Genomic DNA, 15,519 nt, shown 5'->3' on the forward strand with positions numbered 1-15,519 from the left:
TCCATCAAGGAGGGCGGCCGCAGCGGCGATCGGTAGACGACTAAGTCAGTAGCGCAGGAGATGCCGCGCACTGAAATCCCACCTTGTTGTGCGATCCATCGCAAAAAGGTCTCTTCTCGCTTGCGCCGCACCGGCACAACGAGATCGCCGGCTTGCCCGTCAAATCCCAGTGCCTGCCATCCGCGTCCGTCAACGAGATTGGACCCTCCACCCGCAAAGGACCGTTCGGGCGAACCGTAATCTTTACTGCCTCATCTGCCATCGTGTGCTGCTCACTCTCTTTTTAAAAGGTGAGCCCAGCATAGCAAACCAGCGCCAGCTCTCGCTCTTTCAGCAACTCAGGCGAACTCCAGCTCAACCTCGTCGACATAGCACCAGCCCCACGTCTCCCCCGGCTCGATCGACCGCATGATCGGATGCTTCGTCGCATGAAAATGCTTCGTCGCATGCGTGTTCGGCGATGAGTCGCAGCATCCGACATGTCCGCAGATCTCACACATCCTCAGGTGCACCCACCGGCTGCCCATCTTCAAGCACTCCTCGCAACCCTTCGCAGAAGGCTTTACGTCACGAATCTGATCCAGATGCTTACACTTCATAGTTTCCATCCCTTTTTTGATTCGCCTGTTCCCGAATCATCTCTCTTTAGGATGCCAGATCGATCCCCCGAACCTGCGCCCATCATTCTGGATCTGAATCGCGACTCAGCGACTGCGCCCATCATTTCAGCGCCTGCCATTCTCGTCAGCCACTGCCATTCCCGGCATGCAACACCCTGCCACTCCCGCCATGCAGCGCGCCCCCACATCGCTCATTCCGAGCGAAGCGGCGCAGCTGCGAAGTCGAGAGCCTGCCCTGAGCGAAGTCGAATGGGAATCCCTGTATTTCGCGCATACAGCCGCAGATCCTGCCCGAGGAACAATTTTCTGCCACAGAAGGCGAACCCATCTCCCGTGACCTAATCTGTCGCCTCCGACACGTCTGTAATCCCATACTCCTTCAGCTTGCGATACAGAGTCGTCTTTCCGATTCCCAGCAACTTGGCCGCGAGAAGCTTATCTCCCTTCAACTGGCGAATCGTCCCCAGGATTGCCTGCTTTTCCATCTCTGCGATCGACACGATCCCGTCCTCCCCTGCCTGGGCACTTCGGGATCCCTCCGCCGGAAAAGCCATCGTCGTCGGGTCTGCCTCGGACTCTGCGTTGCGCTGCATCCTCAGGTCCTGCAACTGAGTCGGCATATCTCCCAGATGGAGCACCGGGCCGCTCGACAACGCGCACGCCCGCTCAATCGCATTCTCCAGCTCTCGCACATTGCCCGGCCAGTCATAATCCGCCATCAGCCGTAAAGAGTCGTCCGACAGCGTCCGCTCCACTCCCGTCTCCTTCTCCATCCGAGCCAGAAAATGGATCGCCAGCAAGGGAATATCCCCCCTTCGCTCCCGCAGCGCGGGAATGCGCAGGTTCACCACATTCAGGCGGAAGAACAGGTCCTTGCGAAACTTCCCCTGCTCCACCATCGTCGACAGGTCGCGATTGGTCGCCGCCAGCACCCGGGCTGAGATCGGCTTGGCGTGCGTTGCGCCCACCGGACGAACCTCCTTCTCCTGCAGAGCGCGCAGCAGCTTCGCCTGCAAGTCCAGTGGAAGCTCGCCGATCTCGTCCAGAAACACCGTCCCGCCCTCGGCCGAAGCCAGTAAACCCTCCTTCGCGCGATCAGCTCCTGTAAACGCCCCCTTCACATGACCGAACAATTCGCTCTCGATCAAGCTCGGAACCAGGGCACCGCAATCCACCGGGACGAACGGCTTTTCTGCATTCGGCCCATTGAAGTGGATCGAACGCGCCACCAGCTCCTTTCCCGTTCCGCTCTCTCCCAGAATCAGGACCGGGTGCGTTGAGAACGCCACCTTCGACAAGATGCGGTACAGCTTCTCCATCTCCGGAGACCGGCCCACCAAGCCATTCGTGTCCTCCTGGGATCGCAGCCTCTCACGCAGCAGGCGGCTCTCGCGGTCAAAGTGCACCCTCTGCCTCGCGCGCTCCAGCACCGTCGTCAACTCTTCCAGAGCGAAAGGCTTGGTCAGGTAGTCGCGTGCTCCAATCCGCATCGCCTCCACGGCAGAAGACACCGTCGCATACGCCGTCATCACGATCACGGCCGTATCCGGGTAGAGAGTCTTCACCTGTTCCAGCAGGGTTAGCCCTCCGCCATCGGGAAGCTTGAGGTCCAGAAGCAGAACATCGATCTTTCTGTGCTTCAGGATCGATCGTGCCTTCGAGATGCTGTCTGCTGCCACCACGGCGCAGCCAATCCTCTCGGCGATCGAGCAGCACGCCTGCCGCACAGACTCCTCGTCATCGACCACGAGAACATGTAACTCCGGCGACCTACCCGTCTCACTGTCCCCTGCCTTCGCATGGTTCACGATCTCAGTCTTCATCCCGGAGATCCCAACCAACATCCCTGTTGATGGTCTTCTCTCTTCCGCTGTCCTGCTCTGTATCGCCACGGTCATCGTCGTTCGCTCCAACCCGTTCACTTGAAATGTGCAACGGATTGCACTTTCTATAATCACGCGCAGTGCCAAACTGGAACTCGCACGCTAAGTGTTGAAGAATCCGCAACAAATCCCGTTGCCCTTCCTCATCCGTCCAAGAAAAACACGCCTTGGCCTCTTCCTGCAATTCCCAATTCGGGACAGCCTCTCCCCCAAAAGTCCCAAATCGCTACAACTTCCCCCTCTTTCAGGCATTCCCAAAATGAAACGCAATCCCATTCCGGGAAGCTCCAACTCCAGCCCATCTATAAAGCCCATCTATAATTTCCGAATGCCCGCCGCTTCACCGCAGATCTTCCGCCCCGATGCCCGTACCGCCGACTCTCTCCGTTCCATTCGCATCACTCCCGGCTTCGTCGCCATGGCCGAAGGCTCCGTCCTCATCGAGGCCGGCAACACCCGCGTCCTCTGCAACGCCTCCGTCGAGCAGGGAGTTCCTGCCTGGCTCCGCAATTCCGGCCGCGGCTGGGTCACCGCTGAATACGGCATGCTCCCCCGAGCTACTCTTACCCGCACTCCGCGCGAGGCCGAACGCGGCAAGATCGGCGGACGCACTCACGAGATTCAGCGGCTCATCGGACGCAGCCTGCGCTCTGTCGTCGACATGAAGGCCCTCGGCGAGCGCACCGTCATCCTCGACTGCGACGTCCTCCAGGCCGACGGAGGAACCCGTACCGCCGCCATCACCGGGGCCTCGGTCGCCCTCGCGATCGCGCTCCAGAAGCTCGTCGCCGCAGGAACTCTAAAAGCCTCGCCTCTGCGCCAGATGGTCGCCGCAACCAGCGTCGGCCTCGTAGACGGCAACGTCCTGCTCGACCTCTGTTACGAAGAAGACTCCCGCGCTACCGTCGACATGAACGTCGTCATGCTGGCCTCAGGCGGCCTCGTCGAAACCCAGGCCACCGCCGAAAAGGACTCCTACAGCCGAGCCCAGCTCAACGAGATGCTCGACTACGCCGAAAAAGGAATCCGCGAGCTCTTCGCGGCCCAGCAAGCTGCCCTCAAGAGCGCCATCTAATTTCAGCAAGAGGACTCTGATGAAGAACCCCGAAGAAAAACCCACCACGCGTCTTCAGGATATGGCGTCGCTCTGCTCCACCTTCGCCGTCGCCTTTTTCGTCATGACCTTCCTCTTTCAGAACTTTGCCATCCCCTCCTCCTCCATGGCGAGCACCCTCTTGGTAGGCGACCATGTTCTCGTCGAGCGCGCCACCCTCGCGCCGTCTTCTCCTCTCGCCGGATTTCTTCCCTACGGCCAGCTTCAACACGACGAGCCCGTTGTCTTCTTCCGCCCAACGCCCAACGCCAGCGGCCAGCACGACATCCTCGTGAAGCGCGTCATCGGACTTCCCGGCGATCGCATCCACCTTCGCCACGGCATCGTCTACCGCAACGGCATCGCGCTGCAGGAGCCCTACGCCGCTCAGCCCACCGCAGCCAACTATGATCCCTACAACGACGACTTCCCCGCGATCCCCGCCGATCAAGGTCGCGACGTCCTCGCCGCCTGGTCCGTCGATCTCCCCGGCCACATCCGAGGAGAAGACCTCGTCATCCCACCGGGTTACTACTTCATGATGGGCGACAACCGCACCAACAGCTACGACAGCCGTTACTGGGGCCTTGTGCCTCGCGCCAACCTCATCGGACGCCCGCTGTTCGTCTACTGGTCGTTTAAAACCTCAGAGGAAGAGCAATACAAGACCACTGTCGTCGAACGAACCACCTTCGCCCTCCACCAGGCGCTTCATCTCTTCGATGAAACCCGTTGGAGCCGAACCTTTCAAAGAATCAAGTAAAGAAAGCGGCTTCGGCGAGCTTCTAATACTGAACGGGCGCCTTTTTGTCCTCCGCCGTGAGCGAACCACCTTCGGCGAGCTTTTTCATATTGCGGAGCATCTTCTCGAAGAGCGCGCGATAGGTTTCTACCTGTCTCTTCCTTGCGGCGTCGTCCGGTTGAATTGAATCGTCCCATACGAGCGTGTAGTAAAGAGTGGTTTGGGCGGCATCCAGCCGACGCGCCTCAATCGTCCCGTGATACATCGGATAAGGACCGTTCGCCCGCAGAGGTTGCGTATAGGTATAGCTATACTGCGTCTGCCCGACGATGATCGAGTGTCCGATGGTGCGAACGGCTCCTACCTCACCCGGTCTCCCGGAGATCAATTCGCAACTTTGAAAGCCCCACTCCCCGATGTCGCACGTCTTGCCGACACGGGCCCAGACCTTCGCAACAGGCGCGTTGACGACGATCGACATCGGCAGACTGGCGTAGTGAGGATTGAGATTAAGGAACGGTGTCGTGATCGGTGGGCGAAGGTTCCCTTCCCGCTTTGGTGGAAGCTTACCGCCCTCGGCCAGCACCTTCATATTCTTCAGCCACTCTGAGATACGCGCATGGCGACCGTCCGCATCGCGTTTGCGGGCGGCCTCGTCCGGCAGCACCGAATCATCCCGCAGCATCGTATAAGTCAGTCGCGTGGTAGTCGGGGTTAGCGCCTCTGCTGAAAGCGTACCGTGGGCCAGGTTGTAGGGAGTGTTCTTTCGAGGCGCTTGTGCGTAGGTGTAGCTGTGCTGCGTCCGGCCAACCATGACCTCATTCACGATCGTTCGCACACTGCCGGGGCCGCCGTCACCCTGCAGGTAGCGACAGTCCTCCCATTCGGGTGAGTTCATCCACTCCGTAATATTGCAGTAACCGCCAACTCGCGACCAGACCTTGTCGACGGGAGCGTCCACGACTACGGACTCGGTGACGGTCGCATAGTGAGGGTTTGGAACCTGCAGAGGAACCTGCTCGCGTACCTGAGAAGTTTGTAATTCAGCGCGTGCGACGGCGGAGAAAACAAGTACACCGAATAAGCCGACGTGGCGCATGGTCATGGCTGAAGCCATCCTCTAGTGGCAATCCGGCACATCCTGAAACTGCCCGCCTGGGATAGCCTGCGATGCCATCCCCTGTGCACAGGCCAGAATCTTCTTATCCAGTGGATCGTTATCCAGTGAATCCGGCGACACATACGTCAGCGTAGTGCGAAGCCCGAGAAACCGGTCGCTCAACTGCTGCATCATTCCCATCGCACCCTGTAGCAGCGGCAGCGCCTGCCTGTCTGCGTCCGTTGTTGCCGACGCGGTCGCCATCGCCATCCTGTTCTCCGCATTGCTTCGATATCCCGCGATCCAACTCTGCAGCACCGGGTTGTTCGTACGGATCGCGTTCTCAATCGCGCTGCGCCACTCCCGGATCACCGTCATCTGCTCTACCCCGGCACGCAGGAACTCACGCGAAAAACCTTTCTCTTCCTTAGGCTGCGCTGCAGGCTCCTCTGGCGCAGGAGGGGGAGCCTCAGGCTCGTATACCGGCAATCCCAGCACGATGCGGTTCCCTTGAAACGCCAAGGTCGCTCCCGTGATTCGTGCCAGCCCCTCCACCTCTACGTAGGCGTGGCCATTGCGCTGGATCAACGGTGCCTGCCCATCGTAGCCACTCACCACCAGCACCGTGCTCCGCGGCGCGTTCTGCGGAGAAACGCTCGTTGCCGCACTCGGCGGCGAAGCGCTCGCTCCGGTACTCTGTGCAACTCCAGTCCGCAGTCCAACCGCTATTGCAAGCACCAGCATCCATCGCGTGAAGCTCATAGTTACCATCCTTATGCCAGCCATCCTGCACCTGGCCCGCATCACAGATATCATCCCACCAATGGCTGCTGAGACCGAAATCGATATCCTGGCTCAGCTCACCGCACGCGAACCCATCTTCCACCGCCTCGAGCATCTCGAAGGACGCCTTCCCACCCGCGCTGACTTCGAAGTCATGGCGGCTCCTGGCTTCTTCGAGATCGGAGCCTCAGGCCGTCTCTATACTCGTGACTTCATACTAGACACCCTCGAAGAACGCCACCGGACTCCTGGCTCAGAGCCCGACCTCTGGAACGCCAGCGACTTCCGCCTCCTCCGTCTCTCCTCCGATACCTGGCTGATCTCCTATCTCCTCGAGCAGCAGTTGCCCTCCGGTCCACGCTTCACCCGTCGCTCCACCCTGTGGCAGCAGACATCCCGGGGTTGGCAGATCCTCTTTCATCAGGGAACCCTCGCCTGATCTTTCAAGCCCATCGAACCCATCAAGCCCTTCGACCATCAAGAGCTTTGATCATCGGAGACACTCTAAGCCGATATGGGCATGGCGCTTACTCGAGAAAATGCAGGAATTCTTCCCTTCACTCAACAATCCTTCATCGAATGAAAGAGCTCCGCATGAGCGGCCAGCTTCTCCTTCACCGTAGCCTGGTCAACCTCCAGCGACCAGTTCCCCTCGTCATGCGTCCCACCCAGCAATACGCCGTCCCTGCGCGAGAACATATACGTATCCTCGAAGGTCGTCGCATACGTCACCTCAGGCTGCGGCAGCAGAAACGTAAGCTGCCCTCGAACCGGCACCAGTTCCTTGTCATCGAACAGAGCCTTCGCCCCCAGGCCCGTACAGTTGAAGACCAGCTTCTCCTTGAGTGCCTGCACCTCAGCCGTCGACTTCAACTCCCGCCCCACAACCTTGCCGCCCGCAATCCGAAAATCTGTGATCAGTGCGTTCAGAAGCATCGGCGGCTCCATAATCATGCCGTCATACTGTGACGCATACCCAATCCGAAAAGGATTCTCCTCCTGCTTCAGCAACCTGCGCTCCGGTAGAAACGGTTCGAGCCCGCTCACAATCCGCGGTCGATCCACTCCCCGCTTCAGAGAAATCGGCGTGCGCGAGATCGAATAGTTCCTCATCCACCGCACTCCATACCGTGGATCGGTCGTGATCTGGTAGCGCTCGTACGCATACTTCGCAGCCGCCAGAAACTGATCGGTGAACCTCTCGGTCACCTTGTCGTCGTCATACACCGTCGCGGGATACCACTGCCCTCCCGCAATATTCGAAGTCGTATCCGGAGGCATCGCCTTCGTATAGATCGTCACCGCATATCCGGCATCCTGCGCCATCCTAGCCGTCGTCAGCCCGATCACGCCGCAGCCAAGCACCGCCACCGATCCCGTGTGTCCCTTCAGGCCAAGATCGGTCGCCAGCTTAGCCGTTCCCCAGCTCAGCGTGATGCCTCCACCGCCATGTCCATAGTTGTGGACCACGACGGTGTCTCCCACCTGCTCTCGTTCCACCCGAAAGCCGGAAGGCCGATGCGGCCGCAGGCCCACCACCGTGCGGATCACGCGATCCTCCGTCACATGCACCGGAGGAAGATGGCACGCGCTCTCCGGCAGATTCACCGGCGCAAGCGCGGCCTGGTTCATCGCGGGGTTGAAGATCGCAGGCTTCTTCCCAGCGCAGCCTGACAAAAAAGCAGAGGCTGCGGCAAGGTTCGCGGTACGCAAAAAGGCACGACGGTTCACGCTGTCTCCTGGTGAATCAGAATTGAGGAGGGATCCTTGAAAGTCATCTACGAAGACAAACGCTGTTTCGTCCCTGCATTTCCAAAGGACACCCTATCGTCGGGCGGCCTGAAGCGCCTTCCTGTCCCCATCATTTTTGGCTGGCTTCAGCCCTAGAATGCCACAGACGAAGTCATACACATTCACATTCGTGAACGGAGCGATCTTTACGCCCGGCTTGATATCCGGACCCTCCGCGTAAAAAATCGCCTTCATCTCCGGGAACTTGGCTGGGTCAAATCCATGCGCCCCGACTCCCTTGATCTCTGCCTCTTTCGGTTTCGCTGTAATGGGAACCACCTCCATCGGCACCACCACCGGGTCTCCCTCGCGCTCACTGCGGTTGAAGTCCAGCTTGCCGGGCACATCCTTCAAGCGATACACCGCGAACCGGGGATCGTTCGTCGCTTTCAACTCTTCGTAGATCCTTCTCTTCTCCGCCTCGGTCTTCGGATACATCAGCTCGCCCGAGGTCAACGTATCCTTCAGGTCCACCAGCTTGCTCAGCGGCAGCCATCGGCGATCCTTAAGCTTTGCCATGCCATGATCCGAAACCACGATCATGTCCACCGGAAGCCCGGTCGCCTTCAGTTTCTCTTCCAGCTCACCCATCAGGGCGTCCAGATGATGCACTGCGTCGCGGCACTCCTCGGAGTCCGGACCAAAGTCGTGTCCCGCATGGTCCACGTTCGAGTAGTACAGAGTAATCAGGTGCGGCCGATCTTCCTCAGGAAGCCCCAGCCATTCCATCACCTGCGTAATGCGCTTCTCATCGTCGAATTTGTCGTCGAACGGAACCCAGTAGCTCGGACGCTTCCCTGCAATCTCTGCCTCCGACCCCACCCAGAACATCGATGCCGACCGCATCTTCTTCCGCTCCGCCAGCGACCACAGCGGAACCCCGCCGTACCAGCTTCCATCGCTGTTCGAGGCATGGTCTTTGTAGTAGTACTCGGCGTAGTTGCGCTTCGGGTCCCGGAACTCGTTATCTACAATCCCGTGATGCTCAGGATAAAGTCCGGTAACGATCGTGTAGTGATTCGGAAAAGTGATCGAGGGATAGCTCGGAATCATCCCCTCTGGCGCGCTCGCTCCCTCCGCAGCCATCTTCAACAGATGCGGAGCCCCCCACATCGCCGCATAGTCCCAACGAAATCCATCCAGCGAAATCATGACCACGTAATGCGCCTTCTTCGCCTTCGCTGAGTTCGGCGCGTTCGGCTCATGCCGTACCGGAGCAACATCGGCAGCCGCCACAACCTGTACACCAAGAAACAAAACTCCCAAAGCCTTCAGAACTTTCAATGTCCCTCCATCTAGGAGCCATCTCCACAACGAAGCATCTTTACAACCGTCATTCAGCGGCAAAGCAGTTCTTTACAGCCCATCCTTCTTCGGCGAAGCACTTCTTACAACTTGTCGTGCTGAAGCAGCTTTTCTACCTTGTCCTGCCGAAACAGCTTTTATTGCTTGGTCATTCCGGGCGAAGCGGAGTAGCCGCGAAGTCGAGAGCCTGCCCTGAGCGAAGTCCAACGGGAACCCCTGTACTTCGCTCGTGCTCCCATATGCGCCGGCCCAACTCCTACTCCGCCTTATCTTCCGGCACCAGCACCTGCAGCGTCAGCGGTCGCTCCAGCATGCAGTCCAGCTTCGCAATCGAGCGGATCGCCTTGTCGACCACGCTTGTCAGGCACGGCTCCGTTGTCACCACAAACGGAAGCCTGTGCTTTGGATACCCGGGCTTCTGCAGAAGCGAATCGATGTTCGCTCCCACCTTCGCCAGTGCGCCCGCAATCGAGGAGACGATTCCCGGCTTGTCATCCACCACGAACCGCAGATAATGCGGCGCCAGGAACTCTCCCGTCACCTCCCGCTTGCGCATCGGAAGCTTTACCGCCTTCGCTCCCTGCGAGACTGCCAGCAGATCCGAGACCACCGCCACTGCCGTAGGCTCCCCGCCCGCTCCGTGACCGGAGAACACCACGTCACCACCGTAGTTCCCGCTCGTCACCACCATGTTCTGCGTCCCGTGCGACCACGCCATCGGCGAACTCAGGGGAATCAGCATCGGGGCCACCCGGGCATGCACTACCTTGCCATCCGCCTGCGCCCGCGAAACCTGCCGGATCGTGCAGTTCAGCTCCTTCGCATACACAAAGTCGATCGCCTCGACCGTCGAGATCGTCTGCGTGGCCACCTCGTCAGGATCCAACTCCGCATGCAGCGCGATCCGCGACAGGATGCACAGCTTCGCTCGCGCATCGAACCCATCTACGTCCGCCGAAGGATTCGCCTCCGCATAGCCAAGCTGCTGCGCGTCCTTGAGCACCGTCGCATAGTCCGCGCCCATCTCCATCCTGTTCAGAATGTAGTTGCAGGTCCCGTTGAGGATGCCGCTCAGCCGCGTCACGCGATCCCCGCTCAGGCCCTGCAGAATCCCCGGAATCACCGGAACTCCGCCCGCGACTGCCGCCCCATAGACAAGCTGCACGCTATGCTGCGCCGCCAGTTTCTGCAGGCTCACCCCGCGGTACGCGATCAACTGCTTGTTCGCAGTCACCACGTGCTTTCCCGAGGAGAGCGCCTTGCGCAGCCATCCCTCCACCGGGTTCAGGCCGCCCATCAGCTCGATCACCACGTCGACATTGGACCCCAGCACATCGTCGATATTCTCCGTCCATATCGCCGTCGAAGGAACGAACTTCGCCGCAGCAGAACCACGCTTCCGTGCCACATCGCGGTTGTATACATGCGTCAGGGCAATGCCGTGAAACTTCGACTCTGCCAATACCTTCGCCACCGAGCTTCCCACCGTCCCGAAACCCAGCAACGCTACCTTCACCACGCCATCGCTCTTCCGCGCCGCACCCTTAACCTGCTTCTTCTGCTTCGTCGTCATCATCCTCGCCTGTCGTTCGTCTCAGTAATCCATACGCGTGACAAACTGTCGCCACGCATCGAAGCTCTCTGTTCCCCGCTCCGCAAGCAACCGCTCCTCAGGAATCGTCCGCTCTCCAATACTCGTTCGCATCACCCCATAGAGAAATGCATCGTCGAAGCCAGCCGCAGCTGCGTCTTCTGCTGTCCCGCTGTAGAAGATCCTCTCCATGCGCGACCAGTAAATTGCCGCCAGGCACATCGGGCACGGCTCGCAGCTCGTATACATCGTGCAGCTTGTCAGGACGAAATCTTCGAGCACCCTGCATGCCTCACGGATCGCAACTACCTCCGCATGCGCTGTCGGATCGTTCGTCCCAGTCACCTGGTTTACCCCCGTGGCGATCACCTCGCCATCGCGCACGATCACCGCGCCAAACGGTCCTCCACGCCCCGAAGTCACATTCTCGGTCGCAAGCTCAATCGCCCGCTTCATGAACTCTGGATTGCCCTGCATTTGGCTCCGTGTCCTCGCCGCGCACGCCAACTCTCTCGAACAGCGAGCACAACAAGCCTGAAAGATACTCAGATTATTTCATACCGTTTCACCCCATCCGATGTCTCGAGGACAGGTCTACTGGAGCCCGAAGGAAGGCTTTCCATGGCTGGCACGCAATGCCAAAGACGCTTCTCGCATGTTGGCTTCGATTGCATCGCACGCTAGCTCAACTGCCGCAACGCTGGAAGAATGCGCCCGGAGCCACCGTCCGCTAAGTGGTTCTACCACCTTGAGTTGGCGAAAATGGAAACTTTCACTATAGTGATCGGAATTATTAAGACGCGCATACAGTGCTGATCTTAAAAAACATACAAATGCTTCTTTGAAGTACGTTACGAATTTTTGCGAAGGCCGCATCGTTCCATCTTCTGATAGCGCTCCCAGGTACTGAAAAATGCAGAGTTTCAAATTTTTCAGGGAGGGCCCCCAATTGTCATCAAAAGTAAATTCCATCCGTTTTCTTCTCTTCATCCTCTTCTTCTTTCCCGTCACCATCACAGCGCAGGAATACCGCGGCTCCATTCTTGGGCACATCACGGATCCCCAGGGCTTCGATATTCCCAATGCCTCTATCCAGGCCACGAGCGATCAGCAGACCTACTCCATCAAGACCGACAGCCGCGGAAACTTTGTTATTCCGCTCGTTCAACCTGGAACCTACACCATCGCCATACAGGCTCCCGGCTTCCGCAGAGAGGTCTATCCCAACCAGATTCTCAGCATCAGCCAGAAGCTGAACCTCTCCGTCCGCCTCACTCCCGGCGGTGTCTCCGACGTTGTTACCGTCACGACCGATCAGCTCCAACTGGCCACGACCGATGCCTCTGGCGGAACCGTTATGGATCCTGAGAAAGTTCAGAACCTTCCTCTCAACGGCCGCCAGGTCTACATGCTCATGTCACTCACTCCCGGCGTTCGCTTCACCCAAACGCAGTTTGGCGCTGGCGGATACTCCGGCACCCGCGGCTGGGATGTATCAAACTCCTACTCCATCAACGGACAGCAGGGAGCCTACAACCAGTTCATGCTCAACGGCGCTCCCATCTCCGTGCAGGGTGGCGGCAGCGCGGGCAGCTGGAATATCTCTCCCTCTATCGACGCCGTTCAGGAGTTCAAAGTCATGACCATCACCTTCGACGCGCAATATGGCCGCGTCGGCGGCGGCGCCATGAACACCATCCTCAAATCTGGAACTCCCAAATTTCACGGAACCCTGTACGACTACTGGCGCAACTCCATATTCGACGCCAATGCCTACCAGCTGAATCAGCAGGGAGCGGACAAGCCCTATCACAACCAGCATCAGTACGGCGGCACCATCGGCGGACCTTTCCTCAAACACAACGCCTACTTTTTCTTCAGCTACGAAGGTTGGCGCGAAGTCCTTCCTGCCGGTGTCGTCACCAGTGTTCCCACTTCGGATATGCGCCCCGATGCCTCAGGCAACGTCAACCTCAGCGGTTATCTCGCGGCCGTCAACAAGACCGGCGTCTACGATCCACTCACCACGACCTGCGCTACTCCGACCAGCGGAAGCTGCTCCACCTATACGCGCACGCAATTCCTCAACAACATCATTCCCGCCTCGCGCATCACCACTACGGGGCTCGCTGTGCTGAATCTCTTCCCTCTACCCAATCGCCCTGGATATACCAACAACTTTGTCTTCAACGGCAAAGATAACTACACCTACAACATGCCCATTGCGCGCGTCGATTACAACTTCACGGATCGCACGCGTCTCTACGGCATCTTCGCCTGGTGGGCAGGCAATGAGTACCGCAATCAGAACGGCTTCTCCGGCCCGGCCATGCGTGGAAACGTTCAGAATTATCGGTCCAGCCTCACCCAGGTGCTCGACCTCACCCACACCTTCTCCGATCGTCTCGTCGCCGACGTTCGAGTCTCCTTCAACCGCTATTACACCAACTCTCCGGATGGAGCCGTCGCCGCCGACCAGGCCTCTCTCTCCGCCTCCGATCTCGGCCTCAACATGCCGCAGCTCCCCACCACAAACAAAAACTACGCTCCCGAGTTCACCTTCGGCGACGGCTACAACTCCGTCATCGGCAACACGGTCTCACCCTCCATCTTTGAGACCTACGACATCGGGCCCTCGCTCACGCACACTATCGGCCGCCACACCCTTCACTACGGTGGCGAGTTCTCTCTCTACCACGACGTCACCGGAGGCATCGGACAACCCAACGGAACCTTCGCCTTCGGTGCCGATACCAACAACAACAACCGCGATTTCACCTCGAAGAATCCCTTCGTCCAGAACAACGACGGCTCAGCCATCGCCGATCTTCTCCTCGGCTACGCCAACGGAGGCAGTGTTCAATACAAAAATCAACCCTACGAGTCCTACAAATACTTCGGCTTCTTTGGCCAGGACGACTGGAAGGTCACCGACAAATTCGCCATCAACGCCGGCCTCCGCTGGGACACCGAGCTCTCCCCCACCGAGCGGCATAATCGCCTCCTCGCCGGCATGTGCCTCACCTGCGTCAACCCCATCACCGGCATGGTCCAATACCCGGCAGGGAATGTCCTTCCCAACGGAGCAAGTATCGCCAATCCGATGAATGGCACTTTGCAGTTTGCCAGCGACAAACTCACCGCCTACGAAAACAACACTGGCTTCTTTCAGCCCAAGCTCGGTTTCTCCTACAGCCCCAACCGCACGCTCGTCTTCCACGGTGGCTACACCCTCTCCAAAGCGCTCGGCATCGAGCTTGGAGGAGACTCCTCCTGGACCCAGAGCACTCCCTACAACGCCTCGCCTGACGGAGGCCTGCACCCCTCTGACAGCTTCCATAGCGGGACTCCTTTTCCCAATGGTTACGTCACGCCTCCCGGCAACTCGCAGGGAGACCTCACCCTCGTCGGCTCCAGCGTCTCGCTCGACTTCCGCGATCGCAAGATCCCCATCGTCCAGCAATGGACCGCCGGTTTTGAAACCCAGTTCCCTCTCGGCATCATCGCCAACGTCGCCTACCTCGGCGCCCGCACCTATCACCTTCGCGCCAGCCGCCAGCTCAACGGCCTCAGCGCGGCAGACTTCCAACGTGGCCACGACAACCCGAACTACCTCGATCAGCAGGTGTCCAACCCCTTCTACGGAGTGCTTCCCTCCACGGTGGCGATGGGCCAGAATCCCACCATCCAGGCCAAGTACCTCATGGTTCCCTATCCCGCGTTCGATGGAAACATCTACAACTACACCAATGCATCCGGCTCCAGCCGCTATGATGCCCTGCTCGCCAAGCTTGAAAAGCGTTTCTCCGGTGGAAACGCTCTCAGCCGCGGGCTCAGCATCCTCAGCTCCTTTACCTGGTCCAAGCTCATGAGCACAACCGATTACCTCAACAACTCCGGCGCAGGGCTGGTCGACGACAATCCCTTCAAAGCCATCGACGGCAGCGACCGATCCTGGGACTTCGCCATCAGCGGCCTCTATAACCTGCCCCTAGGCCGCGGCAGCAACCTGCTCGGCGACGCGCACGGCATCGTCGGCCAGTTCATCAACGACTGGCAGCTCGATTGGACCTTCACCAACGACGCCGGCACCCCAGCCAACTTCCCCAATGGCAGTCTCTTTAACTGCGGCAACTACAACATCCGCTCCGCGCAGCGCAGCTATAAGAGCTACCTCAACAACACGCAAAGCAGCTGCTTCAAATCCTTCCCGGAGTACACCGCAAAGACACAGCTTCCACGAACTACCCTCCTCCGCAATCCCTGGGCACAACAAACTGCTCTGGCTGTAGAAAAGAAGTTCGCGATCAGGGAATCGATCAAACTCCAGTTCAAAGCCGAGGCCTTTAACGCCACCAACACAGCCATCTTCGGCTCACCCAGCAGCGACTCCCCGCAAACCGCACCCGTACGCACCAGCGTCGCCGATCCCAATCAACCCGGAGCATGGTCCGGCTTCGGAACCATAGGCTCCACCCAGCAGAACTTCCCGCGACAGATGCAGATGTCGCTTAAACTTCTCTTCTAACTCCCGTTCCAGCCGCTCCGTCCTCATTCGCTCGCTGGAGAGAGCAGGGTGAGGGCGGTGCGTCTGGCACTTGTCTGAACCCGT

Annotated in this window: 14 protein-coding genes; 4 read left to right on the plus strand and 10 right to left on the minus strand. The window is 59.0% G+C overall.

Annotated elements, in window-relative coordinates; all coding sequences use genetic code 11:
* Positions 1–40: 40 nt before the first annotated feature.
* From AC5S26_RS25455 to AC5S26_RS25465, 3 genes are all read right to left on the minus strand, one after another.
* Positions 41–262, minus strand: a complete 222-nt coding sequence (locus tag AC5S26_RS25455) for a CDGSH iron-sulfur domain-containing protein (protein ID WP_494187768.1) — start codon at positions 260–262, stop codon at positions 41–43.
* A gap of 76 nt (positions 263–338) precedes the next feature.
* Entirely contained in the window at positions 339–599 is a 261-nt protein-coding gene (locus AC5S26_RS25460; RefSeq protein ID WP_494187769.1) for a ubiquitin carboxyl-terminal hydrolase 14, read from the minus strand.
* 359 nt (positions 600–958) lie between these two features.
* Entirely contained in the window at positions 959–2,443 is a 1,485-nt protein-coding gene (locus tag AC5S26_RS25465; RefSeq protein WP_494187770.1) for a sigma-54-dependent transcriptional regulator, read from the minus strand.
* 388 nt (positions 2,444–2,831) lie between these two features.
* Between AC5S26_RS25465 and rph the strand changes: the two genes are divergently transcribed.
* Together rph and lepB are read left to right on the plus strand one after the other, a co-directional pair.
* Positions 2,832–3,578, plus strand: a complete 747-nt coding sequence (gene rph / locus AC5S26_RS25470) for a ribonuclease PH (protein WP_494187878.1) — start codon at positions 2,832–2,834, stop codon at positions 3,576–3,578.
* Between the two features lie 19 nt (positions 3,579–3,597).
* The gene (lepB, locus tag AC5S26_RS25475; RefSeq protein WP_494187771.1) at positions 3,598–4,359 is read left to right on the plus strand and encodes a signal peptidase I; all 762 of its coding nucleotides are present in this window, start codon (positions 3,598–3,600) and stop codon (positions 4,357–4,359) included.
* A gap of 22 nt (positions 4,360–4,381) precedes the next feature.
* Here lepB and AC5S26_RS25480 read toward each other — a convergent pair whose 3' ends face one another.
* On the minus strand, positions 4,382–5,443 hold the full coding sequence (locus AC5S26_RS25480; protein WP_494187772.1) for an SRPBCC family protein: 1,062 nt from the start codon (positions 5,441–5,443) through the stop codon (positions 4,382–4,384).
* 15 nt (positions 5,444–5,458) lie between these two features.
* Positions 5,459–6,199, minus strand: coding sequence for a hypothetical protein (locus AC5S26_RS25485; protein ID WP_494187773.1), 741 nt, complete (start codon positions 6,197–6,199; stop codon positions 5,459–5,461).
* Here AC5S26_RS25485 and AC5S26_RS25490 point away from each other — a divergent pair.
* The gene (locus AC5S26_RS25490; protein ID WP_494187774.1) at positions 6,189–6,659 is read left to right on the plus strand and encodes a nuclear transport factor 2 family protein; all 471 of its coding nucleotides are present in this window, start codon (positions 6,189–6,191) and stop codon (positions 6,657–6,659) included. The two genes, AC5S26_RS25485 and AC5S26_RS25490, sit on opposite strands and share 11 nt — an antisense overlap.
* A 122-nt stretch (positions 6,660–6,781) precedes the next feature.
* Here the strand turns inward: AC5S26_RS25490 and AC5S26_RS25495 are convergent, their stop codons facing one another.
* The 5 genes from AC5S26_RS25495 to AC5S26_RS25515 form a co-directional block, all read right to left on the minus strand.
* On the minus strand, positions 6,782–7,951 hold the full coding sequence (locus AC5S26_RS25495; RefSeq protein ID WP_494187775.1) for an FAD-dependent oxidoreductase: 1,170 nt from the start codon (positions 7,949–7,951) through the stop codon (positions 6,782–6,784).
* A 93-nt stretch (positions 7,952–8,044) separates the two neighbouring features.
* Positions 8,045–9,295, minus strand: coding sequence for an alkaline phosphatase family protein (locus AC5S26_RS25500; protein WP_494187776.1), 1,251 nt, complete (start codon positions 9,293–9,295; stop codon positions 8,045–8,047).
* Between the two features lie 277 nt (positions 9,296–9,572).
* On the minus strand, positions 9,573–10,892 hold the full coding sequence (locus AC5S26_RS25505; RefSeq protein WP_494187777.1) for a homoserine dehydrogenase: 1,320 nt from the start codon (positions 10,890–10,892) through the stop codon (positions 9,573–9,575).
* 18 nt (positions 10,893–10,910) lie between these two features.
* Positions 10,911–11,384, minus strand: a complete 474-nt coding sequence (locus AC5S26_RS25510; RefSeq protein ID WP_494187778.1) for a nucleoside deaminase — start codon at positions 11,382–11,384, stop codon at positions 10,911–10,913.
* Positions 11,385–11,501: 117 nt separating this feature from the next.
* Positions 11,502–11,879, minus strand: a complete 378-nt coding sequence (locus tag AC5S26_RS25515) for a hypothetical protein (RefSeq protein ID WP_494187779.1) — start codon at positions 11,877–11,879, stop codon at positions 11,502–11,504.
* Here AC5S26_RS25515 and AC5S26_RS25520 point away from each other — a divergent pair.
* Positions 11,857–15,435 carry a TonB-dependent receptor gene (locus AC5S26_RS25520; protein WP_494187780.1) on the plus strand — a complete coding sequence of 1,193 codons (3,579 nt, stop codon included), beginning with the start codon at positions 11,857–11,859 and terminating at the stop codon, positions 15,433–15,435. The two genes, AC5S26_RS25515 and AC5S26_RS25520, sit on opposite strands and share 23 nt — an antisense overlap.
* Positions 15,436–15,519: the final 84 nt, after the last annotated feature.

This window comes from Edaphobacter sp. FHG110511_03 (assembly GCF_059115365.1).